A 25,261-nucleotide genomic window follows, 5' to 3' on the forward strand; every position below is an offset into this window, starting at 1 on the left:
TGTAGGCATGGCAGCTTGCGTCGGGCTGAACGCAAGCCCACGCGCGGGGCCGCTGCCGGTAGAATCGACCGGCTTCCCCACGCCCGATGCCGATGAGCCTGCGCCTGCACAACAACCTGACCCGCCGGGTCGACGCCTTCGAACCCCTCGACCCGGTCGCCGGCCCCACCCTGTACGTGTGCGGCCCCACCGTCTACAACTATGCGCATATCGGCAACGCGCGCGGCCCGGTGGTGTTCGACGTGCTGGCCGCGCTGCTGCGGCGCCGCTACGGCGCGCTGCGCTACGCGCGCAACATCACCGACGTGGACGACAAGATCAACGCCGCCGCGCAGGCGCAGGGCGTGCCGATCGCCACCATCACCGACCGCTTCGCCGCCATCTACCGGCAGGACATGGCCGCGCTGGGCGTGACCCCGCCGGACCTGGAGCCGGAGGCCACCGCGCACATCCCGCAGATCGTGGCGATGATCGAGCGGCTGATCGAGGGCGGCCACGCCTATGCGGCCGAGGGCCACGTGCTGTTCGCGGTGGCCAGCTTCGCCGGCTACGGCAAGCTGTCGCGGCGCGACCCGGAGGAGATGCTGGCCGGCGCCCGCGTCGAGGTGGCCCCGTACAAGCGCGATGCCGGCGACTTCGTGCTGTGGAAGCCGTCCAGCGACGAGCTGCCGGGCTGGGACTCGCCGTGGGGCCGCGGCCGCCCCGGCTGGCACATCGAATGCTCGGCGATGGCCGCCGCCCACCTGGGGCCGACCATCGACATCCACGCCGGCGGCGTGGACCTGCAGTTCCCGCACCACGAGAACGAGATCGCGCAGAGCGAATGCGCACACGGCGGCGCCACCTTCGCCCGCTTCTGGCTGCACAACGGCATGCTCAACTTCAGCGGCGCGAAGATGAGCAAGTCGCTGGGCAACATCGAGACCGTGCACGACCTGATCGCCCGGCATCCGCCGGAGGCGCTGCGATATGCCTTGCTGAGCGCGCACTACCGGCAGCCGCTGGACTGGTCCGATGCGCTGATCGAGCAGTCGGTGCGCACCCTGGACCGGCTGTACGGCACGCTGCGCGCGCTGGACGCGGTGCAGGCCACCGCGGCGATCCCGCAGGCGATCGAGGAGGCGCTGGACGACGACCTCAACACGCCGCAGGCGCTGGCCGAAGTGGCGCGGATCGCGACGGTCGCGCGGCAGCTGCTGGCCCCGGCCGCTGGCGCCGATGCCCCGCGCGACGCCGCGCTGGAGGCGCAACTGCGGCAGGCCAAGTCCGACCTGCTCGGCGCCGGCCTGGCGCTGGGCCTGCTGCGGCAGGCGCCGTCGGCCTGGTTCAACCGCGGCGCCGACGACGGCGACGATGCGCGCATCCAGGCGCTGATCGACGAACGCAGCGCCGCCAAGCAGGGCCGCGACTTCGCCCGCGCCGACGCGATCCGCCGGCAGCTGGCCGAGGAAGGCGTGGTGCTGGAAGACACCGCGCAAGGCGTGCGCTGGAAGCGCGGCTGAGCGTTCCTTCTCCCACTGGGACCATGGCCCCCTTTTCGGGGGAAGGTGGCGCGCAGCGCCGGATGAGGGGACGGGCGCAGCGACTGGCGTCGATTTCGCGCGAGGCTGCGCCCGGACCCTCACCCCAACCCCTCTCCCGGGGGGAGAGGGGCTTTACCGATTGATCTTGGATTTGCGATGACCGATACCGATTTCCCGCTCGAACCCACGCCCGCCGACGCACAGGCCGCCATCGCCGAGGAATTCGGCTTCTTCGGCGACTGGTCCGAGCGCTACCAGTACCTGATCGACCTGGGCCGCAAGCTGCCCGCGTTCCCCGAGGCGTGGAAGACCGAGGAGCACCGCCTGCACGGCTGCCAGTCGATGGTGTGGATCGTGCCCGAGGGCGATGCGCAGCGCCTGGTGTTCCACGCGATCAGCGACTCGGCGATCGTCTCCGGGCTGATCTACCTGGCGCTGCGGGTCTACTCCGGGCGCAGTGCCGAACAGATCCTGGCCACCGCGCCGGACTTCGTCGCCGCGATCGGCCTGGGCAAGCACCTGTCGCCGACCCGCAGCAACGGCCTGGCCGCGATCCTGGCGTTCATCCAGGACAGCGCGCGCGCGCAGGCATGAGCGCCCCGCTCCCTCCCGCACAGAGCCTGCGCACGCTGCTGGCGCACCCCGGCTTCGCGCTGGTGCTGGCCTACCGCATCTGCGCGATGCTGTCCTACCAGATCGTCGCGGTCACGGTCGGCTGGCACATCTACGAGATCACCCGCAATCCGTTCTCGCTGGGGCTGATCGGGCTGGCCGAGATCCTGCCGTTCTTCTGCATCGCGCCGTTCGCCGGCTACCTGGTCGACCACCTGCCGCGCCGCCGCCTGGGCATGCTCGCCAGCCTGGGCCTGGTCGCGACCGCAGGCGTGCTGACCGCGCTGACCCACGGCTGGCTGCCGGTGCATGGGGTGTGGCCGATCTACGCGGCGATCGCGCTGACCGGCGCGGCGCGCGCGTTCCTGTCGCCGGTGTACAACGCGCTGTTCGCGCGCGCGCTGCCGCGCGAGGCCTATGCGCGCGGCGCCAGCATCGGCAGCGTGGTGTTCCAGACCGGCATGGTGATCGGCCCGGCGCTGGGCGGGGTGCTGGTCGGCTGGGGCGGCAAGGGCCTGTCCTACGCCGTGGCGATGGCGGTGGCCTGCGTGGCGATGCTGTCGCTGTTCCTGCTGCGCGTCGCCGAGCCGATCAACGACGGCCCGCGCGCGCCGATCTTCCGCAGCATCGCCGAGGGCGCGCAGTTCGTGTTCTCCAACCAGATCATGCTCGGCGCGATGGCGCTGGACATGTTCTCGGTGCTGCTCGGCGGCGCGGTGTCGATGCTGCCGGCCTTCATCCACGACATCCTGCACTACGGCCCCGAAGGCCTGGGCATCCTGCGCGGCGCGCCGGCGCTGGGCTCGGTCCTGGTCGGGCTGTGGCTGGCGCGGCGCCCGCTGCAGCGCAACGCCGGCCGCGCGCTGCTGCTGGCGGTGACCGGCTTCGGCCTGTGCACGATCGCCTTCGGCCTGTCGCGGCATTTCTGGCTGTCGGCGGCGATCCTGCTGGTCTACGGCATGTGCGACGGCGTGTCGGTGATCGTGCGCTCGACCATCCTGCAGCTGGCCACGCCGGACGCGATGCGCGGCCGGGTGTCCTCGATCAGCGGCATCTTCATCGGCTCGTCGAACGAGCTGGGCGCGTTCTACGACGGCGTCATGGCGCGGCTGGTCGGCCTGGTGCCGGCGGTGGTGATCGGCGGCTGCGTGACCCTCGGCGTGGTCGCGACCACCGCCTGGAAAGCGCCGAAGCTGCGCAAGCTGGACCTGCGCGAGCTGCAGTGACGCTGCGCTGGCGGCGCCGCTCAGCGCGCGCCGGCGGCGGCATCCAGGCGCTCGTCGGCGGCCCACGCCGCAGCGCAACCGGGCAGGTTCGCCGGCTGCGCCAGCCCGCCCTTGCCGGCCAGGAACCGGCAGGTCGCCGCGAACACCGCCGGCACCGCCCTGGAGCGGATCGGCGACGCGAGCACGTGATTGCCGGCATCGGGGAAATCCACCGCCTGGCGCAATGCCGGCGGCGTGCCCAGCTGCGCGAACATCGCCTGCATCGCCGCCACCGACACGGTCGCGTCCTGATGCTGCGGGTCGCGATAGTAGTAGCCGAGGAACACCGGCACGCGGATCCGCGCATAGGTCGCCGGCCGCATGCCGCCGCGGGTCAGCGCGGCCAGCGCGCGGTAGCCGTCGACATGGGTGGCGTCGGCCCAGTAGCCGCTGTCGACCGGGTAACGCATGACCGGGTCGCCGCCGTTGCGCGACCACTGCAGCAGTTGCGCGCCCCACGGCCACAGCATCGGCTGCAGTTGCTCGCCGTGCTCGCGCACCAGCGGCGACCATAGCACCAGCGCCTGCACCTGCTGCGGGTGCGCGGCCACGGTCTGCAGCGCCAGCGCGCCGCCCATCGAATTGCCGATCACCACCACCCGCCGGCCCAGCACCCGCGCCACCGCCAGCGCCTCGGCCGCACCGCCGAGCAGGCGCGGCGCGTCGATGCCGCGCAAGGCGTCGGCGGCGACCAGCCCGTGCCCCGGCAAGCGCGGCAGGTACAGGTTGCAGCCAAAGCTGCGCGCCAGGCGCGCATGGGTAGGCGCGCCCTCGCCCTGGCTGGCGGTGAAGCCGTGCAGGTAGACCATGGCGCAGTCGCGGCGTCCCGGATGCGCCGGATCGGCCCAGACGATGCGCGCCTGGTTGTCCGCACGCAGGCCGGGAGTCGCACGTTCGCGCGCGTCCAGCCAGGCCTGCAGCGCCAGAGGATCCTGCGGCACGGTCGGCAACGCGACCTGCGGCAGCGTCGGGCTGACCCGCGGCCCCAGCGCCACCACCGCCAGCAGCACCAGCACCACCAGCAGCGGCCAGCGCGCGTAGCGCCACACGCCGGCGCGTAGCGTGCGCGGTCGCGCCGCGCCAGCCCCGGATCCACGCCTCATGCGTGCCGCTCCGTCGCCTGCCGCGGACAGCGCCGCACGCGCGACTGCCTGCCCGGCGCGCCTGTCGTATCGCCCTCGTCCTCGCGATCGGTGCGGTGCCACGCTGCGGAACCCTGCACGACCACGACAGGCACGCGCGGCGGCGTGCGGGAAAGACGATTGGAAGGCATCGGCAAGCGGCGGCGGCGTGGCCGTCCGCCACATGTCCAGTCTGCGGCGGCGCCATGACAGCCGCATTTAACCGCGTCGACGGTCCGGCATGCGCGGCGCGCGCGGCGGCGCAACCTTGCCCTTTTCGGCGTGCGCGTGCTTCGCCGCATGCGGCCGACGCGCATTTGTCTACAAGGCGTGCCGCGCCGCCTGCGCAGGCCCGCCTGCGTTGCGGCGGCGCCGATTTGCTGGCGCTGCGCGGGTGAAATACGCACGCCGTCTCACTCGCTCGCAGCACGCGGCGCAGACGCGCGCCACGACCGGATTGCATCGCCGCGATGCGGAAAGGTTCGCGAAAGCCATGCCTGGAACCGTTGCGCCCGGACCAGCGGCAGGGTCGTTGACGGAACGCCAGGTTCGCCGCCTGCCCACGTTTTCCCGTGCGAAGTTCATACGGAAAGAACTGAAATGGAAGGTTCGCTTTTTCGCAGCGAGGTGCTGGACGCACCCAGCCAGGCATGGCTAGGGACGGTGCGGCTGGCCACTCCGGTTTCCACCCAGGCATGGACGCTTGCCGCGCTGCTGGTCGGCGCATCGATCCTGGCCTGGCTGTTCGGCGGACACTACACGCAGCGCGTTCACGTCACCGGCCTGCTGGTCCCGCGCGCCGGCCTGATCAGCCTGACCGCCAACACGGTCGGCGTGGTCGAGCATGTCGCCGCCGCGGAAGGCGATCGCGTCGTCGCCGGGCAGATCCTGGTGTCGCTGTCCGGCGAACACACCAGCAAGGCGCTGGGCAATACCGCGGCCGGGGTCAGCGCGCAGTTGCAACGGCAGGCCGGCAGCCTGCGCCAGGACATCGGCGACGCGCTCACCCTGCGCGACAGGCAGGCCGAGGACAACCGCACCCAGCAAACCCTGCTGAAGGACCAGCTGACGCAGATCGATGCGCAGATGGCGATCGAGAAGAAGCAGATGGCGCTGGTCCAGGACCTGGTGAACAAGTGGTCGGGACTGGTGGCGGGCGGCTACATCCCCGCGCTGCAGGTCGAGCAGGAACAATCGGCGCTGCTGGCCGACGAATCGCAGTTGCGCTCGCTGCAGCAGCAGCGCGCCAGCACGCGGCAGCAATTGAGCGCGCTCGACGACCAGTTGACCCAGCTGCCCTTGGCGGTCTCGGCCAAGCTCAACGAACTGCGCCGGCAACTGGCGCAGGTCGAACAGGCGCTGGCGCAGAACGAGGCGACCCGCGCCAGCGAACTGCGCGCACCGGCCAGCGGCGTGGTGTCGTCGCTGCTGGTCAAGCCCGGCGCGTCGGTCTCGCTCGGGCAACCGCTGCTGGCCATCGTGCCCGACGGCTCGACCCTGCAGGCGCAGATCCTGGTGCCCAGCCAGGCGGTCGGCTTCGTGCATCCGGGCGTGGACGTCACCCTGCACTACCAGGCCTTCCCGTACCAGAAATTCGGCCTGCACCATGGCGTGGTGCGCAGCGTCTCGCGCAGCGCGCTGATGCCCGGCGAGGTGACCCTGCTGCTCGGCGGCGGCGCGCCGCCATCGACCGATCCGCTGTACCTGGCGCGCGTGGACCTGGCCAGCCAGCACGTCGAAGCCTACGGCCAGCAGGAGCCGTTGCGTCCGGGCATGGCGCTAGAAGCGGACATGCTGCTGGACCGGCGCCGCATCTTCGAATGGATCTTCGAACCGCTGTATGGCATGGGGCATCGCTGGAGCAGCGGTTCGTGAGCGGCGGGCGCGACGATCACGGCGCGGACGCCGCCGGCACGCATGCCGGACGCGCCGACGACACGCAGCCGCTGCGGTTCTGGCGTTCGCGCGGCCTGCCGAACGTGCTGCAATCGGAGGCGGCCGAGTGCGGACTCGCCTGCCTGGCGATGATCGCCGGCTACCACGGCCACCACACCGACCTGGCGGCGCTGCGCCGGCGCTTCACCCTGTCGCTGAAGGGCATGACCGCGCGGCGCCTGCTCGAGGTCGCGCATGCGCTGGGACTGCAATGCCGGCCGCTGCGCCTGGACATGGAAGAACTCGGCCAGTTGCAGACGCCGTGCGTGCTGCACTGGGACATGGACCATTTCGTGGTCCTGCGCGAAGTGCGCAAGCACAAGGCGATCCTGCACGACCCGGCGGTGGGCGTGCGCACCCTCGCGCTGGCCGAGGTCGCCCGGCACTTCACCGGCGTGGCCATCGAATTCTCGAAGGGCCCGAGCTTCCAGCGCCAGCGCGAGGCGCCGCCGGTTTCGCTGCGCGCGCTCGCCGGCTCGATCCGCGGCCTGGGCCGCGGGCTGGCGCAGATCTTCGGCCTGGCGCTGGTGCTGGAACTGTTCGCCCTGCTCGCGCCGCTGTTCATGCAACTGGTGGTGGACCAGGTGATCGCCGACGGCGACCACGACCTGCTGACCTTCCTCGGGCTGAGCTTCGCCCTGCTGATCGTGCTGGAGACGCTGGTGTCGGCGTTGCGCAGCTGGACCGTGATGTGGCTCAGCACCCACTTCAACCTGGGCTGGACCGGCAACGTGTTCCAGCACCTGATGCGCCTGCCGCAGTCGTACTTCGGCGCGCGCCATCTCGGCGACATCGTGTCGCGCTTCGGCGCGATCGACACGATCCAGCAGACCCTGACCACGCGCTTCGTCGAGATCCTGCTCGACGGCCTGATGGCCAGCATCACCCTGGTCGTGCTGTTCGTCTACAGCCCGCTGCTGTCGGCCATCGTGCTGGGCGCGGTGGCGCTGTATGCGGGCCTGCGCCTGCTGTATTTCCGCATCTACCGCGAAGCCAACCTCAGCCAGATCACGGTGACCGCCAAGCAGCACAGCCGCTTCCTGGAGGCGGTGCGCGGCGTGCAGACGATCCGCCTGCACAACCAGGAAGCCGAGCAGACCGCGCGCTACCTCAATGCGGCGGCCGACACGCTCAACACCTCGATCGCCGTGCAGCGCCTGGACATGCTGTTCACCGCGCTGCAGGGCCTGGCCACCGGCGCGCAACGGCTGGGCGTGCTGTGGCTGGGCGCGTGGCTGGGACTGAAGGGCCAGTTCACCGTCGGCATGCTGACCGCGTTCGTCGCCTACGGCGACCAGTTCAGCGGCCGCGTCGCCAGCCTGATCGACTACGCGATCGAACTGCGCATGCTGCGCCTGCAGGCCGAGCGCCTGGCCGACATCGTGCTGACCGCGCCGGAAGCGCATGCCGCCAGCGAGCACGCCGGCCCGCTGCCCGAACCGGGCGTGGCGTTCAACAAGGTCGGCTTCCGCTATGCCGACGGCGAGCCGTGGATCCTGCGCGAGTGCAGCTTCGAGGTGCGGCCCGGCGAATCGGTCGCCATCGTCGGTCCGTCGGGCTGCGGCAAGAGCACCCTGATCCGGGTGCTGCTCGGCCTGCTCGATCCGCAGCAGGGCACGGTCGAGATCGGTGGCATGGACCTGCGCCGGCTCGGCAAGTCGCGCTACCGGGCCATGACCGGCAGCGTGATGCAGGACGACCATCTGTTCACCGGCTCGATCGCCGAGAACATCAGCCTGTTCGATGCGCTCGCCACGCCGCAGGACATCGAGGACGCGGCGCGCCTGGCCGGCGTGCACGAGGACATCGTCGCCATGCCGATGGGCTATCACAGCCTGGTCGGCGACATGGGCTCCTCGCTCTCCGGCGGACAGCAGCAGCGCCTGTTCCTGGCGCGCGCGCTGTACCGGCGTCCGCAGATCCTGGTGCTGGACGAGGCCACCAGCCATCTCGACGTCGCGCTGGAGCGCCAGCTCAACCAGGCGATCAAGGCGCTGAACATCACCCGAATCGTCATCGCCCACCGGCCCGAGACGATCGCGCATGCCGATCGCGTCATCGAACTGTGCGAAGGCGCGGTCCGCCTGCGCCAGCCGTCCGGGCATGCGGCCCCGGTCGCGGCCACCACCTAGCGCGCACGCCGTCGATATCCCGTTGCAAGGTCCCGTCCCGGTTCTTTCCACTCGTGAGGTCACCACCGTGTCAGTGTCCGAAGCGTCATCCATGAAGGTCGTCAACAATTTCGTCGAGGTGCAGCACCTGCCGGAGCTGAGCAGCGGTCGCGGCGGCTGGGCCTACGGCCTGTACCCGGGCCTGCTCGGCGACGCGCAGCCGTCCTGGCACATCCACCTGTGCGGCAGCCGCAACGCCCAGGACCGGGCCATCCACGACGACGTGCTGAACGCCACGCCAGGACTGGAGCCGCTCAACGACGTGTGGAAGCACATCCAGCAGGAACTGGCCCCCGACTACGGCCTGGTCCGCGCCTACGTCACCGGCCACACCCACGGCCAGGACGGCGCCGCGCACCACTACGCCAAGCCGTCCGACCAGGAGCGCGTGGCCCTGCTCTACACCAGCGTCGAATGGAAGGACGGCTGGGCCGGCGAGACCGTGTTCTACGACGCGGCGCGCGAATGCATTTCGATCCGCCCGCGGCCCGGCCGGCTGGTGCTGTTCGACGGCTCCATCGTCCGCGCCTCGCGCGCCCCGGCCCGCGACTGCCCGACGCTGTGTTCGACCCTCGCCTTCCACATGCGCCGCGTGCGCCGCTAGCCGCGCAGGCCAAAGGACGCGTCGATGCCCATCTCCATGCTGCGCAGCGCACTCGCGGCGACGCTGATGGCCTGCGCCGTGGCGCCGTTCGCGGCGGCGGCCGCGGAAGGCGGCCGTCTGCGCGCCGACCTGGGCGAACCGCTGCAGATCCCCATCGCCGATGCCAGCGGACAGCAATGGACGCTGCAAGGGCGCCTGTGCCGCCCCGCGGGCGTGGCGCGCCCGCGCGTGGCGGTGATCGCGCACGGCTCGCCGGCGAAGGCGTCGGAGCGGCCAAGCATGACGCTGGAGACCTGCAGCGGCGAATCGGCGCAATGGTTCCTGCGCCGGCACTACGCCGTCGCGCTGGTGCTGCGCCTGGGCTACGGCGCGACCGGCGGCCCCTGGACCGAGGGCTACGCCGGCTGCGACCACGCCGACTACGCCGCGGCCGGGATGGAGACCGCGCGCCAGCTCAAGACGATCGTGGATTACCTCACCGCCCTGCCCGCCTACGGCGCGACCGGCGCCATCGTGGTCGGCCAGTCCGCCGGCGGCTGGGGCACGCTGGCCTACGACAGCCTGCCGCATCCGAACGTGGCGGCGTTCGTCAACATGGCCGGCGGCCGCGGCGGCCACTACCACGACCGCCCGAACAGCAACTGCCAGCCGCAGCAGCTGGTCGGCGCGGCAGGCCGTTTCGGCACGACCGCGCGCACGCCGATGCTGTGGATCTACACGGCCAACGACAGCTTCTTCGATCCGGCCCTGGCCGCCGCGATGCACCGCGCCTTCGTGCAGGCCGGCGGCCGTGCCGAGCTGGTCGCCGCCCCCGCCTACGGCGACGACGGGCATCACCTGTTCTTCGGCCGCCGCGGCTCGGCGATCTGGGGACCGCCGCTCGATGCCTACCTCAAGACGCTGGACGCCGCCGCGTCCCCGTGACCTTCCATCGACCCTCCGCGCAGGACCCACGATGACCATGCAATCGATCCGCGACACCATCCAGGCCATCGGCCTGCACACCAGCGCCGAGCACATCCCGCTCATCACCAAGAAAGGCGGCGCGTATACCTGGCTGTTCGACCTGCGCCGGGTGTTCATGCAGCGCGAGGCGCTCGAGCAGATCGCCCACGCCTTCTGGGAACGCAACGCCATGCGCGAGGCGTTCCAGCTCGGCGGCCTGGAGACGGCGGCGATTCCGCTGCTGACCGCGCTGCTGCTGACCGCGCCGAAAGAGCGCGGCCCGGTCAACGGCTTCATCATCCGCAAGGACCGCAAGACCACCGGACTGGGCAACGCGATCGAAGGCGAGGTGCTGGACCTGCCGATCGTCCTGGTCGACGACTCGCTCAACTCCGGCAACAGCGCCGAAAAGGCGCGCGCGGTCATCGCCATGGCCGGGCACACGCTGCGCGAGGTGTTCGTGGTGGTCGATTTCCTGTCCAGGGCCGGCATGCAGTGGCGCAAGACGCACGGGATCGCGGTGCAGACGCTGTTCACCCTGAAGGACTTCGACCTTCCCGCGGACCACAGCGTTCCGCACCCCACGCAGCGCTACCGCGAACTGTGGCGAACGGCGACGCCGGGCGGCTTCGCCTACCACGTGGTGCCCAAATCGGCGCCGCTGCTGGTCGGCGACACCCTCTTCCGCGGCTGCGACGCGGCCAAGATGCAGGCCTTCTCCGCCGCGACCGGCGGCCTGCTGTGGGAATACCCGGTAAGCGGCGCGGCCTATACCAAGAAAGGCATCTGGTCGTGTCCGGCCTACCACGACGGGCGCCTGTACTTCGGCGCCTACAACGGCACCCTCTACTGCCTGGACGCGCAGACCGGCGAGGAGATCTGGACGCATCCGGACGGCGACTGGATCGGCGCCTCGCCGCTGCTGGTGCCGCGGCACAACCTGGTGTACGTCGGCGTCGAGTACGTGCGGCCGTGGGCGCAGGGCAGCCTCGGCGCCTACGACATGCGCACCGGCGAGAAGGTCTGGGAACACCAGGTCGGCAAGCTGCAGCACGGCTCGGCGGGCTACTGGGAAGGCGGCGACCTGGTGATCTGGGGAAGCGCGGACCACGAGACGCTCGCGCTCGACGCCAGGAGCGGGCGCATCGTCTGGCGCTTTGCGACGCGGCGCTCGGTGAAATACGCGCCCGCCGTGGACGAGCGGCGGCGGCTGACCGCCTTCGCCTCCTTCGACAAGTCGATCTACATCCTCGACGTGGCCACGGGCGAGAAGCGCGGCGAATGGCAGACCGATGAAATCTGCTACACCACGCCGCTGTTCGCCGGCAACAAGCTGTTCTGCGGCTCCGGCGACCGGCACCTGTACGTCATCGACGTGGACACGATGCAACTGCTCAAGAAGATCAACCTGCGCTCGCGGGTCTACGCCTCGCCCAGGCGCGTCGGCAATCGCGTCATCGTCGGCAGCAACGGCGGCCGCGTCGTGGAGATCGACATCGACACGCTCGAGACCAAGGGCATGCTGCAACTCCCGGACGCGGTCACCAACGGCGTGGCGGTCTCGGCGGACGGCAACCGCATCTTCGTCTCCACCTACATGAACCATCTCTACGCGTTCGAGCGTTTGCGCGACGCGGAGGAAAGCGCGGAGGCAGGCGCGACGGACCACGCGCTCTCGGCATTGCCGTAGCACGCCACGCGCGGCAGCACCGATCCGGGCGCACGGCCAGGCGCCGTGCGCCCGGATCAGCCGAAGCGAGGACGGCCGTTTCCCCGCAAGCATGTCCCAAGGATCAACATGAGAACGCTCGATATCATCGAAATCGATCTGGTCGCCGGCGGTACGCGCGCGTCGCTGGGCGCGCACCCGTTGTCGACCTCGATCCACCACGCCAAGGCGCACAGGAAGGTGCACCACGCCAAGGCCAAGGCCCATCACCACCAGCACGCGGCGATGCACAAGGCGGCGGCCATGCAGACGGTCGCCGAGTTCGAGGCACCGATCGAAGCCGAAGGTGGTGAAGGCGGAGAAGGCGGTGAGGGAGGCGAAGGCGGCGAAGGCGGCGAAGGTGGTGAGGGAGGCGAAGGTGGCGAAGGCGGTGAGGGTGGCGAAGGTGGCGAAGGTGGTGAGGGCGATGGTGGCGAGGGCGGTTACGACGACGGCGACGATGCGGACGGAAACGGACCTGCCGACACCAACATAGGCAGCAGCCATGCGACGCCCGATGGCAGGACGGTCTCGATCACCTACCAGAACACGCAAGACGGTTCGAGCAGCGACAATCCCGTCACCTCCAAGATGGCCTCGACGCTGAACTCCGTGCTCGACAGCGACGATGGTGTCAGCAGCATCGACATCTCCGCGACCACCAACGGCAGCCACAACCCCAATTCCGCCCACTACACCGGCAACGCCGTCGACATCAACATCATCAACGACGTGCATGTCGGAACCAGCGGCACCGGCTTCGAGAACGCGCAGGCGCTGGAGAATGCCGCGATGAACGATCCCAATGTCAGCTACGTGGAAGGCCCTGCCGGCAATTTCATCAGGTCCAGTCCCACCGCGGACTGGACGTCCGCCAGCCGAGAGAGCGGCGACACGACGCACGTGCATATCAGCGTCTTCAAGTAACTCCAAGCCCACTCGCCTCTTCCGGGCCGCAGCCACTGCGGCCCGGGAGACAACCGCCTATCGGAGATCCCCATGAAGTCCCCCTGGCTGTCGCGCCTTTTCATCGCGTCGTTTCTCGCCATCGCCGTGCAAGGATCGTTGCAGGCGATGCAAGCCGCTCCCGGAAACGAAGCGGAACAGGCGCTCGCCCATGTGCTGAAGAACGACATCGTCCTGTCGCGAACGTTCGGCGAGTGTCCGCGGCTGAAATTCACCCGCAGCGAAACGAAGGGAGCCCGCACTTTCCTGATCGAGGGCAGCTGCGACATCAAGGACAATCCCGAGGAAGATGCGGACTGTCCCGCCTACCAGGTGCACGCGACCGGGACGATCGACACGCCTTCGCATTGGACGGTCCGCCAGCTGCAGTTGAAGCTGGTCTGCTCCGGAGAGGGTACGGCGGCGCAACGCCAGATGTGATCTTTCGGCACGCCGTTCATCGCCCGCGGAAAGAAGAATTGCAGGAGCGCCCATGGCACGCAGCGACCAGTGCCGGCTGCCGTGTCGCGCCGGCCTGCGACCGCAGGCAACGATCGGCATGGCGATGTTCTCCACTGCATTGGGGCGCATCGCCATGTCCACCCACATGAAGCATCCCTCGGCGTTGGAGCATTTGCGCAATGCCGAGGAAACATCGCCGAGCGCGCACCTCTGCGCGCATCGTGTGTTGGCGCGCAGTGCGCGCGGCAGGATCGATCCGGGCGGGCGGCCATGGGCCGTGCGGCCGGATCAGCCGAAGCGAGGACGGCCGTTTCCCCGCAAACATGTCAAAGGATCAACATGAGAACGCTCGATATCATCGAAATCGATATGGTCGCCGGCGGCACACGCGCGTCGCTCGGCGCGCATCCGCTGTCCAGCTCGATCCACCATGCCAAGGCGCACAAGAAGGCGCACCACGCCAAGGCCAAGGCCCATCACCCCCACCACCACGCGGCGATGCACAAGGCGGTGGCGATGCAGACGGCCGCCGAGTTCGACGCGCCGATCGAAGCCGAAGGCGGCGAAGGTGGTGAGGGGGGCGAAGGTGGTGAAGGTGGCGAGGGCGGTGAGGGAGGCGAAGGCGGCGAAGGCGGGGAAGGCGACGGTGGCGAGGGCGATGGTGGCGACGGCGACGGTGATGGCGATGGTGACGGCGGCGATGGCGACAGCGGCGACGGTGGCGAGGGCGACGGTGGCGCCGGCAGCGACGCCAAGCCGGCCACGTCCGCATCGGCCAGCGGCACCACGGTGACCTACACCGCAGCGGACGGTTCCACCCAGCAGATCACCGGCACCCATCCGAACCGCGACAACAATCCGCTCGACATCCGCTCGGGCACCTTCGCCGACGACCACGGCTCGCTCGGCAACGATCGCGGTTTCGCGATCTTCTCCAATCCCCAGGCAGGGCTCGACGCCGCGGTGGCCAACATGAACCGCATCAACGACAACAACGGCGGCACCGCCACGCTCAGCCAGATCATCAGCACCTGGTCGCCGCCGAGCGAGAACCCGACCTCGGAGATGATCACCACCATCACCACCAATTCGGGCCTGAATCCGTCCGATCAGTGGGGATCGTTGACCAGCGCCCAGCAGAATGCCTTCGTCACGGCCTACGGCCACCGCGAAGGCTGGCACGGCAACTAATTCAAGCAAGCGGCGAGGCCGGGATGCGCATCCCGGCCTCGTTCACCACGACACGCTACGGAGATCCCTCATGACACCCCGATCCCTTTCGCTCCTCGGCCTGCTCGCCTTGGGCACGGTCCTGGCGGCCGGCGCCGAGGCCGCGACCTGCACCAGCGCGCTGCACCAGGCGTTCGCCAGCTCCAGCGACGCGGCCGCCCTGCCCGCGCCATGCCGGCGCATCGGCCCGGTCGAACTGGGCATGAGCAAGCAGCAGGTGCAGGCGGCGCTCGGCCAGCCGGACGCGCTGCGCAGCGACGACGCGCACCCGGACACGTCCAGCGCCGTCTACCTCTATCCCCGCGGGTTCAACGCCCAGCTGGCGCGCAAGCCGCTTGCCGCCGACAGGCTCGACTACAGCCAGCTCGGCCTGCGTTTCCGCAACGGCAAGGTGGTCAACATCGTCGCCTTCGCCAATCCCAAGGCCCCCTTCCCGTTCCAGCTGCTGGCGCCTGCCGCCGACGCCGGCAGCGTGCTCAAGCGGATCGGCGGCCAGCCGCAATGGAACGCCAGCCGCGACTACGTGCAGTTCGCCGCCATGCCGATCGGCCTGAACGTCGATCCGGACACCTCGCGCATCGTCGGCCTGGACATCGCCGACAACAAGCAGGACCTGGACGCGTTCGCCCTGCCTGCGCTGCGCCTGAGCAAGGACGCGGGCAGCGGCCTGGTCGGCGGTGTGCGCTGAATGCTGCCGGCGCGGCTGAGCGGGCGCGTCGGCCGCCCCGTCGCCAAGCGTGCGCGCGCCTGTGCGGCAGCGCACGCCAGGCACCGCGGGGCCTGGCCGGATCGCCCCCTGCGGCGCAGTGCCGCAGCGGCGCCATCCGGCGCGCAACGAAAAAGCCCCGCACATGGCGGGGCTCTTCGTCTTGGGCTGCAGTGCCGCGCGTGGCGGATCAGTCGCCCTGCTGCTTCTGCAGGTGTTCCCAGCGCTCCTGCGCATCGATGGTGCGCTCGGCGGTCAGGCGCGCCTCCAGGCGCTCCAGGCCGATTTCCTCGCCCGTATCCACGCAGTAGCCGTAGTCGCCGGCATCCAGGCGCTTGAGCGTGCTGTCGATCTTGCCGATCAGCTTGCGGTAGCGGTCGCGGGTACGCAGTTCCAGCGAGTTCTCGGTCTCGCGGGTGGCGCGCTCGGCCTCGTCGCCGATGTCGCGGACTTCGTCGCGCAGGTTCTCGATGGTCTGCTTGGACTCCTCGACCAGGTCGGCACGCCAGTTGAGCAGGCGCTGGCGGAAGTACTCCTGCTGCAGCGTGCTCATGTACTCCTCGTCGGACGCCGGCTTGTAGCCCTTGGGCAGGATCGGGCGGCCGGTGGCCTCGTCGGTCTTGTACTCGACCACCTTGTACTTGGCCGGCTTGGCCGGCGTATTGGACTTGGCGGTCACCGCGACGGCGACCTTGCCGGTGGGTTTGGCGACCGGCGGCTTGGGGGTGGATTCGGATTTGGTGGGGGTTTTCGCGGAGGATTTCGAAACGGACACGGGATTCTTATGTGGCGGGGCCGAGGGCGCGGCGGGCTTGGCGGCAACCGGCTTGGACACCGGTGCTGCGGCGGGCGTGGCGGCCTTGGCCGGGACAGACTTGGCCGGCGCCGGCTTGGCAGCCGGCTTCGGTACGGATTTGGACACCGCCGGGGCGACCGGAGCGGTGGCCGATTTCGGCTTGGTTGCCGGCGCGGCCTGCTTGGCGACGGGGGCGGCGCTGGGCTTGGCGGCGGCTTTCGCTGGCTTGGCGGCCGGCTTGGCTGGGGCCTTCTTGGCGGGCGCGGCGGCGGCCGGCTTGGGCGCCGGCTTGCTCGCCGCCGCCTTGGCCGGGGCCTTCTTCGCCGGCGCGGGCTTGGCCGCCGGCTTCTTCAGCGGCTTGGCAGCAGCGGACGCCGTCGCTTTCTTGGCAACGGGCTGGACGGGCTTCTTGGCGGCCTTGACGGCCTTCTTTGCAGGTTTTTTAGCAGCCACGAATCGCTCTTCCTTGGTTTCCCCGGGGCCCGGGAAAGCGGGCCTTTATAGCCTACCCTACCCCCAGCGGCAACCACACCGCGTATACGCCGGTGAACGGCAGCCCGCGATGCAACTGGCATATCATGGCCGGGTGATCGCCCGCGCTCTCATCGCCTTGCTGCGCCTGTACCAGCGCTTCATCAGCCCCCTGCTGGGTCCGCGCTGCCGTTTCGTGCCCAGTTGCTCGGCCTATGCGGTCACCGCCATCGCCCGCTACGGCGCGCTGCGCGGGGGCTGGATGGCCGCCCGCCGCGTCGGCCGCTGCCACCCCTTCCATCCCGGCGGGTTCGACCCGGTGCCCGATCCCGCGGCGCCGCCGGCCTGCCGCTGCCCAGGAAAACACTGAATGTCCTCGTCCTCCTCCACGCTCATCGTCAACGCCCGCCTAGTCAACGAAGGCCACGAAACCCAGGGCGATCTGCGCATCGCCGACGGCCGCATCGCCGCCATCGCCCCGCAACTGGCCGCCCGCGACGGCGAGACCGTGGTCGATGCCGCCGGGCGTTGGCTGCTGCCCGGCATGATCGACGACCAGGTGCACTTCCGCGAACCCGGCCTGACCCACAAGGGCGACATCGCCAGCGAATCGGCGGCCGCGGTGGCCGGCGGCCTGACCAGCTTCATGGACATGCCCAACACCAACCCGCCGACCCTGGACGCGGCCGCGCTGCAGGCCAAGTACGATGCCGCCGGCGGCCGCGCCTGGGGCAACTACGGCTTCTACCTGGGCGCCAGCAACGACAACCTGGCCGCGATCCAGACCCTGGACCCGAAGACCGCGCCGGGGATCAAGGTGTTCATGGGCGCCTCCACCGGCAACATGCTGGTCGACAATCCGCAGACCCTGGACGCGATCTTCCGCGACGCGCCGACCCCGATCATCACCCACTGCGAAGACACCCCGACCATCGACGCCACCCTGGCCGCGTTCAAGCAGAAGTACGGCGAGGCGCTGACCCCGGACATGCATCCGGACATCCGCTCGCGCGAGGCCTGCCTGAAGTCCTCGCAGCTGGCGGTGTCGCTGGCGCGCAAGCACGGCACCCGCCTGCACGTGCTGCACATCTCCACCGCCGACGAACTGGCGCTGTTCGCGCCCGGCCCGATCCAGGGCAAGCGCATCACCGCCGAGACCTGCATCCACTTCCTGCGCTTCGACCGTGCCGACTACGCCACGCTGGGCAACCTGATCAAGTGCAACCCGGCGATCAAGGACGCCAGCGACCGCGAGGCGCTGATCCGCGCGCTGGCCGAGGACGTGATCGACGTGCTCGCCACCGACCATGCGCCGCACACCTGGGAAGAGAAGAGCAAGCCGTACGCGCAGGCGCCGTCGGGCCTGCCGCTGGTGCAGTACGCGCTGGTCGCGGCGCTGGAGCTGGTCCACGAGGGCCGGCTCAGCGTGGCCCAGGTGGTGCACAAGTTCGCGCATGCGCCGGCGCTGCTGTTCGACGTGCAGCAGCGCGGCTTCCTGCGCGAGGGCTACCACGCCGACCTGGTGCTGATCGACGACACGCCCTTCACCGTGCGCCGCGAGGACATCCTGTCCAAGTGCGGCTGGTCGCCGTTCGAGGGCCGCAGCTTCCGCTCGAAGATCGCCGCGACCTGGGTCAACGGCGTGCTGGCCTGGGACGGCACCCGCCTGGTCGGCAGCCCGAACGGGCAGCGCCTGGCGTTCGACCGCTGATGCGGCGCGCCGTGTTGCCGGGCGCCGCGCTGGCGCTCGGCCTGCTGGCGTCGGCGCTGGCGATGCCGTCGCTGCAGGCGCAGACCGGCTCCGCCGCCAGCGCCGACACGCGCAGCGTGTTCCCTGCCAGCGCCTCGCAGGGCGCGCTGGTGATCGGCAAGGTGCCGCCCGGCAGCCGCGTGCAGTACGCCGGGCGCACGCTGCGGGTCAGCGGCTACGGCAGCGTGGTGTTCGGCATCGGCCGCGACGAACGCGGCCCGCTGCGGCTGCTGGTGCAGCGCGCCGACGGCGGCAGCGACACCATCGACATCGCGGTGACCCCGCGCGACTGGCCGCTGGAGCGCGTCAACGGCGTGCCGCCGAAGACGGTCAACCCGCCGCCGGCGATCGCCGAGCGGATCAAGCGCGAACAGGCGCAGGTCGTCGCTGCGCGCGACCGCGACGACGACCGCACCGATTTCGCCGCACCCTTCATCTGGCCAGTGCAGGGCCGCATCAGCGGCCGCTTCGGCAATGCCCGCGTGTACAACGGGCAACCCGGCGCCGGCCACTCCGGCATGGACATCGCCGTGCCCACCGGCACCCCGGTCAAGGCGCCCGCGGCGGGCGTGGTCACCTTCGCCGCGCCGGACCTGTACCTGACCGGCGGCACCGTGCTGCTCGACCACGGCTACGGGGTCAGCTCGAATTTCCTGCACCTGTCGCGGATCGACGTGAAGGTCGGCGACCGCCTCGCCCAGGGCCAGGTGCTCGGCGCGGTCGGCGCCACCGGGCGCGCCACCGGTCCGCATCTGCACTGGGGGATGAACTGGTTTGATGTAAGGATCGATCCGCTGTTGGTGCTGGAGCGCACGAAGTAACCGCTTGTGCTTTTTTTGTAGGAGCGGCTTCAGCCGCGACAGGCTTTACCGGTAAGGCCCGTCGCGACTGAAGTCGCTTGTGTCTTCTACGGGTCTATCGTTGAGGTGAGAGCGGAGTGCGGCAGGCCGCTAAGTCGCAGTGCGTCGCAAGCACGGGTAGGAGTCAGGGCCGCCGCACTCCGTTTCTCCTGCCCCACAAGCCCGAACAGTTGCCTGAGCCGTGAGCTCGAACCGACAAGCATGGGCATCGGCAGGAGATCTCTCGTCCCTGAGTCTACTGCGGAGAACGTCCATGTCGCTGCAACGCTTTGTCGGGATTGATGTCGCCAAGGCCGAACTGGCCATTCATGTCTTGCCGGACGGGCTGGACTGGACCCAGGCCAATACGCCCGAGGGGCAGGCCCGCCTGGCCCTGCGGCTGGCCTCGCTGGGATGCGAGCGGATCGTGCTGGAAGCCAGCGGCGGCTACGAACGGGCGGTCCTGCAAGTGCTGTCACAGGCTGGCCTGCCCGTGCTCCGGCTGTCTGCCCAGCGCCCCCGGGCGCTGGCGCACGCGTTGGGGCTCAAGGCCAAGACCGACGCCCTGGATGCGCGGTTGCTGGCCGTGGCGGCCCAATGCCTCCCCGGTCAGCCCACTGCCGTGCTGCCTGCGCCAGTGCAAGCGCTGCGCGAACTGCTTCACCTGCGCAGCACCCTGGTCGCCCAGCGCGATGCGCAGCGCCGGTGCATGGAGCACGTGACCTGCGAGGCGGTGCGTGGCCAGTGGCTCGAGGTGATCGCGCTGCTGCAACAGCGCATCAAGGAGATCTCCCGGCAAATCGCCCAGGTCGGTGCGGCCTGTTCACGCTTGCCGACCGTGCCTGGGCTTGGCCCGATCCTGCGCGCCACCCTGGCGGCCCGGCTTCCCGAACTGGGCAGCGTGCCACCGCGCAAGATCGCCGCCTTGGTCGGGCTGGCGCCGTTCAATCGAGACAGCGGCCGCTGGCACGGCCAACGCCGCATCCAGGGCGGACGCGCCGACGTGCGGCGGGTGCTGTACATGGCCACCTGGGCCGCGATCCGTGCAGGCTCGCCGCTGTCACACACCTACGCACGCCTGACCAGCGCAGGCAAACCCGCCAAGGTCGCCATCGTCGCGTGCATGCACAAGTACCTGCGATGGCTCAACGCCATCGCACGCGATCAGGCACCTTACAGCCCCCCTGCGATCGCTTCTGCATGACAGTTGACTCCTACAACAAGCTGGCAGTTCACCCGCTGCGGCGCGCGGCGGCGCGTTCGTCAACTCCGCAACCGAGGCGTTCGTCTTGCGCGGTTCGATGTAAGGATCGATCCGCTGTTGGTGCTGGAGCGCACCAAGTAACCGTTTGTACTTTTTTGTAGGAGCGGCTTCAGCCGCGACGGGCTTTACCGGTAGAGCCCGTCGCGACTGAAGTCGCTCCCACAAAAGTCGCTCCCACGAATGTCGAAGGACGTTCGCCCCTTTCTGTAGAAACAGCTTCAGTCACGGGCGGCGCAGCGGTGAACCTTCCGGCTTCGGACATGGTCGCGGCTGAAGCCACTCCTACAGTGCACGCCGCAAATGCCCGCACACCTTGTATGAGCGGCTTCAGCCGCGACCGACACTGTCCGCTGAAGCACTGTCGCGGCCGACGCAGCTCCTGCATCGCCGCCTGGCGCTACACCGGCGCGTCCTCCGCCTGCAGCAGCCGGCCCAGCACCACGTGCGAGGGGCTGTTGGCCAGGTCCAGCGGCATCACCAACTTGGGGTTGGGGTGCGGCAGCGGCGTCGGCGTGGCGTCGTCCGCGGCCTCCACCAGCAGCGAGCCGTCGTCCAGCGCCTGCGTGGTCACCGGCAGCGGGTCCAGGCCCAGCCCGGCGCGGACCGCGTTGGCGCGCAAGGCCAGCTCGTCGTCGCCGACCGTGGTCAGCGACGCCGCCACCATGCTCGCCGGTGCCCCTTCCACCGCGGCCAGGCGCTGCGCCACGTCGCCGAGCGCTTGCTGCCGCTTGGGATGCAGCAACTGCCAGACCTCCTCCCACAGCGCCTTCCAGTCCAGGTCCGGGAACGGCAGGTGGGTCGGTCCGCTCAGCACGATCTGCGGCGCCAGCCGGCCGCTCGGCTGCGCGTCGCATTCGGCCAGGGCGCGATATACCACCTCGCTGCACACCATGTGCGAGGGGTTGTCGTTGACCAGGTGGTCCAGCGCCTCGCGCACCACGATCCGCGCCAGCCAGTGCTGCGGCCACTTGCCGCGGATCGCCACCAGCAGGCCCAGCGTGGCCAGGCTGTCGAGCGGATACGGCACGCCGAGCAGCGACTGCGCCTTGGCCAGCACGCTGGCGCGATCGGCATCCTCGAGCGCGACGCCGGCGTAGCTGAGCGGGCGATAGGCGTCGATCAGCAGGTAGTCGGCGGTATCGGCCAGCCGCTGCTGCAGCGGATAGCGGCGCACGCCGCTGGCCGCGGCCTCGATGAGGTCGCCCTGGTCGGCCACGATCGCCGCATGGCTGTAGATGCTGTCGCCGCACCAGGCGATCAGTTCCGAGACCGGACCGCGGCCCAGTTGCAGCAGGATGTCGGCGACACGCAGTTGCGCGGGATCGAGCGCGGAGACGGCGGGGCTTGCGGTCATGGCAGGGACTCCTCGTGGGTGGACGTGATCGGCGATACGCTGACCCGGTTGCGGCCGGCGGCCTTGCTGGCGTAGAGCGCGGCGTCGGCGCGCTGCAGCAGCGACTCGATGCTCTCGCCCGGCTGCCATTGGGCCACGCCCACGCTCAACGTGCATGACAGGGTCTGCCCGCCATGCTGCAGCGGGTGTTCGTGCAAATGCCGGCGGATGTCCTCGGCCACGCGCTGCGCCGCGGACAGGGTCGCCCCCGGCATCAGCAACAGCATCTCGTCGCCGCCCTGGCGGCCGAGGGTGTCGGTGCTGCGCAGGCGCGCACGGGCGCACGCGGCGACCCAGCGCAGGCAGTCGTCGCCGGCGGCATGGCCATGCACGTCGTTGATGCGCTTGAAGTGGTCGATGTCGATATAGGCCACGGCCAGCGGTTGCGCGGCGGCGGCGGCATCCAGCAGCGCCTGCGCCAGGCGCTGCTGCAGCGCCGCGCGGGTCAGCATGCCAGTGAGGCCGTCCACCGTCGCCAGCCGGCTCACCCGGTCGCGGTCGCGGCGCAGCTCCAGCATCTGCTCGGCCAGGCCGATCGTCACCAGCAGGCAGGAACTGGCCAGCGCCAGGCTCATGCCGTGCGCCACCCAGGGCGTGGCCTGGTCCAGGCGCAGCCATCCGCTCAGTTCCAGGCAGCGCAACACGCAGAAGGTCAGCAGCGGCGCCCACGACGCCAGCAGGTGCCAGGCGTAGCGCTGCCCGCGCAGGGCGAGCAGCAGCGAGCACGGCAGCAGCAACATGGCGCCAAGGATCAGCGCGAGGTTGCCCAGCAGGCTCAGCCAGGACGCCGTCGACACCAGGCAGGCCGCGGCGATGCACAGCAGGAACGTGGCGCAGGCCTGCAGCACCCGGTCCAGCCGCGGCAGCTGCCGGTGCATTTCCAGCTGCCGGCGCTGGAAGTTGATGATGAAGAAGCCGCCGAGCGCCGCCACGATCCGCATCGGCGCCGGCGAGGAGGCGAACAGCACGTCCAGGCCCGGCACCACCCGCGCCTCGCCGCCGATGCCCAGCAGGTACAGCAGCACGCACATCACGTTGGCGGTGAAGTAGCCGTAGACCGGCTCGCGCAGGCGCGCCCACAGCGCGATGGCCAGGATCGCCAGCACCGCGGTCGAGCCGATGATGAAGGCGCGCCAGCCCACATAGTGCAGATCGTCGCGGTGCACCTGCGCCAGCGGCGCGATCGCCACCGGCATCGGAATCGCCGCCGGCGCGTGCACCCGCAGCCACACCGAGGCGCCCTGCGGCAGGCCGTGCGGCAAGGCGATCACCAGCGCGCGGGTCGAATAGCGCAGGTCGGCGTCGGCGCCGTACAGCGCGTGCCGGGTCGGCGCGGCCTGGCCGGGCACCCAGGCTTCCACCCGGGTCAGGTACGGCGCCTGCAGCACCAGCTGCGGATCGCCGTCGGCCGCGATCGCGCGATCGGCGCGCACCCGCCACCAGGTCGGCGTCTTCAGCGGCTCGTATAGGGAACTGCCGTGCGGGTCGTCCTGCAGTTGCGCCGAGTGCGCGCCCGCCATCACCTCCGCGGCGGGCGGATCGGCCGCCAGGCGCTGCAGGTGCACGCCCTGCGCGGTCGCGGCCGCGGCCACGCACAGACACGGCAACAGCACCAGCCAACGGGACCAGCGGCACAGGCGCGGCATGCGTCGATCAGGGCCTGTCGGCGCGAGGGAAACGGGCCGCATCGACGCACCCGGCGCGCACGCGCTGGTGCCTGGCGCCGCGGCCGGCCGGCCGCTGGCCGGCGTCGCGCGCAACGTCCCGGGCGCCGGACGCGACGGCACGCCGACGGGCCGTGCCTGGGCGCGCCCGCTGCGGCATCGTCACCTGCTCGCTCATCGGCATGAATCCACTCTCGATCTTCCTCGTCGCGTCCGCGCCAGGCACGGCGTGGCCCGTCCCCACCGGACCGACGGCCCCCTGAAATCCATGCAGAAGGATAGCGCAGCCGTCGCCGCCGATCGTATCCAAATGCGGCCGCGGCCCGGACCCGCGCCGCCATGCTGCTTTGCGGTATAACCGTGAAGCGACCGGCCTACGCCGCCGGCCCGGCGCCGGCAACGGCGCGCAATGCGCAATCGCAGTCCCCGCGGGTCCCACCGCGGCGTTCGCTCTCCCTCCCCCCGTCCAGGAGATGTGCGCAATGACGATCGACAAGCTCAAACCCACCCTCGGCACCCTGCACCTGTGGGGCATCGCCGTGGGCCTGGTGATCTCCGGCGAATACTTCGGCTGGAGCTATGGCTGGGGCGCCGCCGGCACCCTCGGCTTCCTGGTCACCACCATTCTGGTGGCGGTGATGTACACCTGTTTCATCTTCAGCTTCACCGAGCTGACCACCGCCATCCCCAACGCCGGCGGCCCGTTCGCCTACAGCCTGCGCGCGTTCGGCACCGCCGGCGGGATGATCGCCGGCATCGCCACCCTGATCGAGTTCGTGTTCGCGCCGCCGGCGATCGCGATGGCGATCGGCGCCTACCTCAACGTGCAGTTCCCGACCCTGGACCCGCGCCTGGCCGCGGTCGGCGCCTATGCCATCTTCATGACCTTGAACATCCTCGGCGTCGGCATCGCCGCCACCTTCGAACTGATCGTCACCGTGCTGGCGGTGATCGAGCTGCTGGTGTTCATGGGCGTGGTCGCGCCGGGCTTCAGCGTGGCCAACTTCGTGCGCGGCGGCTGGGCCGGGTCGGACACGTTCAGCGTGGCGGCGATCGGCGGCATCTTCGCCGCGATCCCGTTCGCGATCTGGTTCTTCCTGGCGATCGAGGGCGCGGCGATGGCCGCCGAGGAGGCCAAGGACCCCAGGCGCACCATCCCGCGCGCCTACATCGCCGGCATCCTGACCCTGGTGACGCTGGCGTTCGGGGTGATGATCATGGCCGGCGGCGTCGGCGACTGGCGCACCCTGTCCAACATCAACGATCCGCTGCCGCAGGCGATGAAGGCGGTGGTCGGGCATAACTCGACCTGGCTGCACATGCTGGTGTGGATCGGCCTGTTCGGCCTGGTGGCCAGCTTCCACGGCATCATCCTCGGCTATTCGCGGCAGTTCTTCGCGCTGGCGCGCGCCGGCTTCCTGCCGCACGGCCTGGCCAGGCTGTCGCGCTTCCGCACCCCGCACCGGGCGATCCTGGCCGGCGGCGTGGTCGGCGTGGCGGCGATCTACAGCGACGGGCTGGTGCAGGTGCAGGGCATGTCGCTGACCGCGGCGATGATCACCATGTCGGTGTTCGGCGCGATCGTCATGTACATCATGAGCATGCTCAGCCTGTTCAAGCTGCGCCGCGCCGAGCCGCAACTGCCGCGCAGCTACCGCGCGCCGGGCTATCCGCTGGTGCCGGCGCTGGCGCTGCTGCTGGCGGTGGTGTGCCTGGCGGCGATGGTGTGGTTCAACGCGCTGCTGGCGCTGCTGTTCCTGGGCCTGATGCTGCTCGGCGCGGGCTGCTGCGCGCTGAGCCTGCGCGGCAACGGCGGCATTGTCGCCGCCGAGGCCGGCGGCGAGGCATGATCGACGA

Annotated in this window: 22 protein-coding genes; 18 read left to right on the forward strand and 4 right to left on the reverse strand. The window is 70.2% G+C overall.

Features of this window, described 5'->3' with window-relative positions; translation table 11 throughout:
• The first annotated feature begins 92 nt into the window (after positions 1-92).
• The 3 genes from cysS to AB3X10_RS14095 all read left to right on the forward strand — a co-directional run bounded on the left by cysS (position 93) and on the right by AB3X10_RS14095 (position 3,361).
• Positions 93-1,502, forward strand: coding sequence for a cysteine--tRNA ligase (cysS, locus tag AB3X10_RS14085; RefSeq protein WP_369975737.1), 1,410 nt, complete (start codon positions 93-95; stop codon positions 1,500-1,502).
• A gap of 177 nt (positions 1,503-1,679) precedes the next feature.
• A complete protein-coding gene (locus AB3X10_RS14090) occupies positions 1,680-2,117 on the forward strand; it encodes a SufE family protein (protein ID WP_369975738.1) in 438 nt (145 codons plus the stop codon).
• Positions 2,114-3,361 (forward strand): MFS transporter, encoded by a 1,248-nt coding sequence (locus AB3X10_RS14095; RefSeq protein ID WP_369975740.1) that lies wholly within the window; start codon positions 2,114-2,116, stop codon positions 3,359-3,361. The genes AB3X10_RS14090 and AB3X10_RS14095 overlap by 4 nt, the downstream gene beginning before the upstream one ends.
• 20 nt (positions 3,362-3,381) lie before the next feature.
• Here the strand turns inward: AB3X10_RS14095 and AB3X10_RS14100 are convergent, their stop codons facing one another.
• Positions 3,382-4,503, reverse strand: coding sequence for an alpha/beta hydrolase (locus AB3X10_RS14100; protein ID WP_369975742.1), 1,122 nt, complete (start codon positions 4,501-4,503; stop codon positions 3,382-3,384).
• 618 nt (positions 4,504-5,121) lie between these two features.
• On the opposite strand from AB3X10_RS14100, the gene AB3X10_RS14105 reads away from it, so the two are divergent.
• The 10 genes from AB3X10_RS14105 to AB3X10_RS14150 all read left to right on the forward strand — a co-directional run bounded on the left by AB3X10_RS14105 (position 5,122) and on the right by AB3X10_RS14150 (position 15,209).
• Positions 5,122-6,396, forward strand: coding sequence for an HlyD family efflux transporter periplasmic adaptor subunit (locus AB3X10_RS14105; RefSeq protein ID WP_369975743.1), 1,275 nt, complete (start codon positions 5,122-5,124; stop codon positions 6,394-6,396).
• Complete coding sequence (locus AB3X10_RS14110) at positions 6,393-8,588, forward strand: peptidase domain-containing ABC transporter (protein ID WP_369975744.1); 2,196 nt, start codon at positions 6,393-6,395, stop codon at positions 8,586-8,588. Before AB3X10_RS14105 ends, AB3X10_RS14110 begins: the two co-directional genes overlap by 4 nt.
• A gap of 91 nt (positions 8,589-8,679) precedes the next feature.
• Positions 8,680-9,231: a hypothetical protein gene (locus AB3X10_RS14115; protein WP_369975745.1), complete on the forward strand. Its 552-nt coding sequence runs from the start codon at positions 8,680-8,682 to the stop codon at positions 9,229-9,231.
• Between the two features lie 24 nt (positions 9,232-9,255).
• Positions 9,256-10,155, forward strand: a complete 900-nt coding sequence (locus AB3X10_RS14120) for an alpha/beta hydrolase family protein (RefSeq protein ID WP_369975747.1) — start codon at positions 9,256-9,258, stop codon at positions 10,153-10,155.
• Positions 10,156-10,186: 31 nt separating this feature from the next.
• Positions 10,187-11,866: a PQQ-binding-like beta-propeller repeat protein gene (locus tag AB3X10_RS14125; protein ID WP_369975749.1), complete on the forward strand. Its 1,680-nt coding sequence runs from the start codon at positions 10,187-10,189 to the stop codon at positions 11,864-11,866.
• 108 nt (positions 11,867-11,974) lie between these two features.
• The gene (locus AB3X10_RS14130) at positions 11,975-12,811 is read left to right on the forward strand and encodes a hypothetical protein (RefSeq protein ID WP_369975751.1); all 837 of its coding nucleotides are present in this window, start codon (positions 11,975-11,977) and stop codon (positions 12,809-12,811) included.
• 72 nt (positions 12,812-12,883) lie between these two features.
• Positions 12,884-13,270, forward strand: coding sequence for a hypothetical protein (locus AB3X10_RS14135; RefSeq protein ID WP_369975753.1), 387 nt, complete (start codon positions 12,884-12,886; stop codon positions 13,268-13,270).
• A gap of 52 nt (positions 13,271-13,322) precedes the next feature.
• On the forward strand, positions 13,323-13,634 hold the full coding sequence (locus AB3X10_RS14140; protein WP_369975754.1) for a hypothetical protein: 312 nt from the start codon (positions 13,323-13,325) through the stop codon (positions 13,632-13,634).
• Between the two features lie 26 nt (positions 13,635-13,660).
• The gene (locus AB3X10_RS14145; protein WP_369975756.1) at positions 13,661-14,482 is read left to right on the forward strand and encodes a hypothetical protein; all 822 of its coding nucleotides are present in this window, start codon (positions 13,661-13,663) and stop codon (positions 14,480-14,482) included.
• Between the two features lie 70 nt (positions 14,483-14,552).
• Positions 14,553-15,209, forward strand: coding sequence for a secreted signal peptide protein (locus tag AB3X10_RS14150; RefSeq protein ID WP_369975758.1), 657 nt, complete (start codon positions 14,553-14,555; stop codon positions 15,207-15,209).
• A gap of 208 nt (positions 15,210-15,417) precedes the next feature.
• Here AB3X10_RS14150 and dksA read toward each other — a convergent pair whose 3' ends face one another.
• Positions 15,418-16,476 carry an RNA polymerase-binding protein DksA gene (dksA, locus tag AB3X10_RS14155; RefSeq protein ID WP_369975759.1) on the reverse strand — a complete coding sequence of 353 codons (1,059 nt, stop codon included), beginning with the start codon at positions 16,474-16,476 and terminating at the stop codon, positions 15,418-15,420.
• 109 nt (positions 16,477-16,585) lie between these two features.
• On the opposite strand from dksA, the gene yidD reads away from it, so the two are divergent.
• The 4 genes from yidD (at position 16,586) to AB3X10_RS14175 (ending at position 20,287) form a co-directional block, all read left to right on the forward strand.
• A complete protein-coding gene (yidD, locus tag AB3X10_RS14160; RefSeq protein ID WP_186451390.1) occupies positions 16,586-16,864 on the forward strand; it encodes a membrane protein insertion efficiency factor YidD in 279 nt (92 codons plus the stop codon).
• Complete coding sequence (locus AB3X10_RS14165) at positions 16,865-18,205, forward strand: dihydroorotase (protein WP_369975760.1); 1,341 nt, start codon at positions 16,865-16,867, stop codon at positions 18,203-18,205.
• The gene (locus AB3X10_RS14170; RefSeq protein WP_369975761.1) at positions 18,205-19,065 is read left to right on the forward strand and encodes a M23 family metallopeptidase; all 861 of its coding nucleotides are present in this window, start codon (positions 18,205-18,207) and stop codon (positions 19,063-19,065) included. Before AB3X10_RS14165 ends, AB3X10_RS14170 begins: the two co-directional genes overlap by 1 nt.
• Before the next feature lie 292 nt (positions 19,066-19,357).
• Entirely contained in the window at positions 19,358-20,287 is a 930-nt protein-coding gene (locus AB3X10_RS14175) for an IS110 family transposase (RefSeq protein ID WP_369975763.1), read from the forward strand.
• A gap of 457 nt (positions 20,288-20,744) precedes the next feature.
• On the opposite strand, the gene AB3X10_RS14180 is transcribed toward AB3X10_RS14175, so the two are convergent.
• Positions 20,745-21,701: a hypothetical protein gene (locus AB3X10_RS14180; protein ID WP_369975765.1), complete on the reverse strand. Its 957-nt coding sequence runs from the start codon at positions 21,699-21,701 to the stop codon at positions 20,745-20,747.
• Positions 21,698-23,386: a diguanylate cyclase gene (locus tag AB3X10_RS14185; protein WP_369975766.1), complete on the reverse strand. Its 1,689-nt coding sequence runs from the start codon at positions 23,384-23,386 to the stop codon at positions 21,698-21,700. The genes AB3X10_RS14180 and AB3X10_RS14185 overlap by 4 nt, the downstream gene beginning before the upstream one ends.
• Before the next feature lie 491 nt (positions 23,387-23,877).
• Here AB3X10_RS14185 and eat point away from each other — a divergent pair, with 491 nt between their 5' ends.
• Positions 23,878-25,254, forward strand: coding sequence for an ethanolamine permease (gene eat / locus AB3X10_RS14190; protein ID WP_369975768.1), 1,377 nt, complete (start codon positions 23,878-23,880; stop codon positions 25,252-25,254).
• The last annotated feature ends 7 nt before the right edge of the window (positions 25,255-25,261 follow it).

Origin of the sequence: Xanthomonas sp. DAR 80977 (assembly GCF_041240605.1) — a bacterium.
Taxonomy (GTDB): domain Bacteria; phylum Pseudomonadota; class Gammaproteobacteria; order Xanthomonadales; family Xanthomonadaceae; genus Xanthomonas_A; species Xanthomonas_A bundabergensis.

Bases quoted from the DNA above. Each gene is read 5' to 3' on its own strand.
- AB3X10_RS14125 (WP_369975749.1), top strand. From the start codon at position 10,187: ATGACCATGCAATCGATCCGCGACACCATCCAGGCCATCGGCCTGCAC.
- AB3X10_RS14165 (WP_369975760.1), top strand. From the start codon at position 16,865: ATGTCCTCGTCCTCCTCCACGCTCATCGTCAACGCCCGCCTAGTCAAC.
- AB3X10_RS14145 (WP_369975756.1), top strand. From the start codon at position 13,661: ATGGTCGCCGGCGGCACACGCGCGTCGCTCGGCGCGCATCCGCTGTCC.
- AB3X10_RS14170 (WP_369975761.1), top strand. From the start codon at position 18,205: ATGCGGCGCGCCGTGTTGCCGGGCGCCGCGCTGGCGCTCGGCCTGCTG.
- AB3X10_RS14175 (WP_369975763.1), top strand. From the start codon at position 19,358: ATGTCGCTGCAACGCTTTGTCGGGATTGATGTCGCCAAGGCCGAACTG.
- AB3X10_RS14185 (WP_369975766.1), bottom strand. From the start codon at position 23,386: ATGCCGCGCCTGTGCCGCTGGTCCCGTTGGCTGGTGCTGTTGCCGTGT.
- AB3X10_RS14090 (WP_369975738.1), top strand. From the start codon at position 1,680: ATGACCGATACCGATTTCCCGCTCGAACCCACGCCCGCCGACGCACAG.
- eat (WP_369975768.1), top strand. From the start codon at position 23,878: ATGTGCGCAATGACGATCGACAAGCTCAAACCCACCCTCGGCACCCTG.
- AB3X10_RS14105 (WP_369975743.1), top strand. From the start codon at position 5,122: ATGGAAGGTTCGCTTTTTCGCAGCGAGGTGCTGGACGCACCCAGCCAG.
- AB3X10_RS14115 (WP_369975745.1), top strand. From the start codon at position 8,680: ATGAAGGTCGTCAACAATTTCGTCGAGGTGCAGCACCTGCCGGAGCTG.
- AB3X10_RS14120 (WP_369975747.1), top strand. From the start codon at position 9,256: ATGCCCATCTCCATGCTGCGCAGCGCACTCGCGGCGACGCTGATGGCC.
- AB3X10_RS14140 (WP_369975754.1), top strand. From the start codon at position 13,323: ATGGCACGCAGCGACCAGTGCCGGCTGCCGTGTCGCGCCGGCCTGCGA.
- yidD (WP_186451390.1), top strand. From the start codon at position 16,586: ATGCAACTGGCATATCATGGCCGGGTGATCGCCCGCGCTCTCATCGCC.
- AB3X10_RS14150 (WP_369975758.1), top strand. From the start codon at position 14,553: ATGACACCCCGATCCCTTTCGCTCCTCGGCCTGCTCGCCTTGGGCACG.
- AB3X10_RS14100 (WP_369975742.1), bottom strand. From the start codon at position 4,503: ATGAGGCGTGGATCCGGGGCTGGCGCGGCGCGACCGCGCACGCTACGC.
- AB3X10_RS14180 (WP_369975765.1), bottom strand. From the start codon at position 21,701: ATGACCGCAAGCCCCGCCGTCTCCGCGCTCGATCCCGCGCAACTGCGT.
- AB3X10_RS14130 (WP_369975751.1), top strand. From the start codon at position 11,975: ATGAGAACGCTCGATATCATCGAAATCGATCTGGTCGCCGGCGGTACG.
- cysS (WP_369975737.1), top strand. From the start codon at position 93: ATGAGCCTGCGCCTGCACAACAACCTGACCCGCCGGGTCGACGCCTTC.
- AB3X10_RS14095 (WP_369975740.1), top strand. From the start codon at position 2,114: ATGAGCGCCCCGCTCCCTCCCGCACAGAGCCTGCGCACGCTGCTGGCG.
- AB3X10_RS14135 (WP_369975753.1), top strand. From the start codon at position 12,884: ATGAAGTCCCCCTGGCTGTCGCGCCTTTTCATCGCGTCGTTTCTCGCC.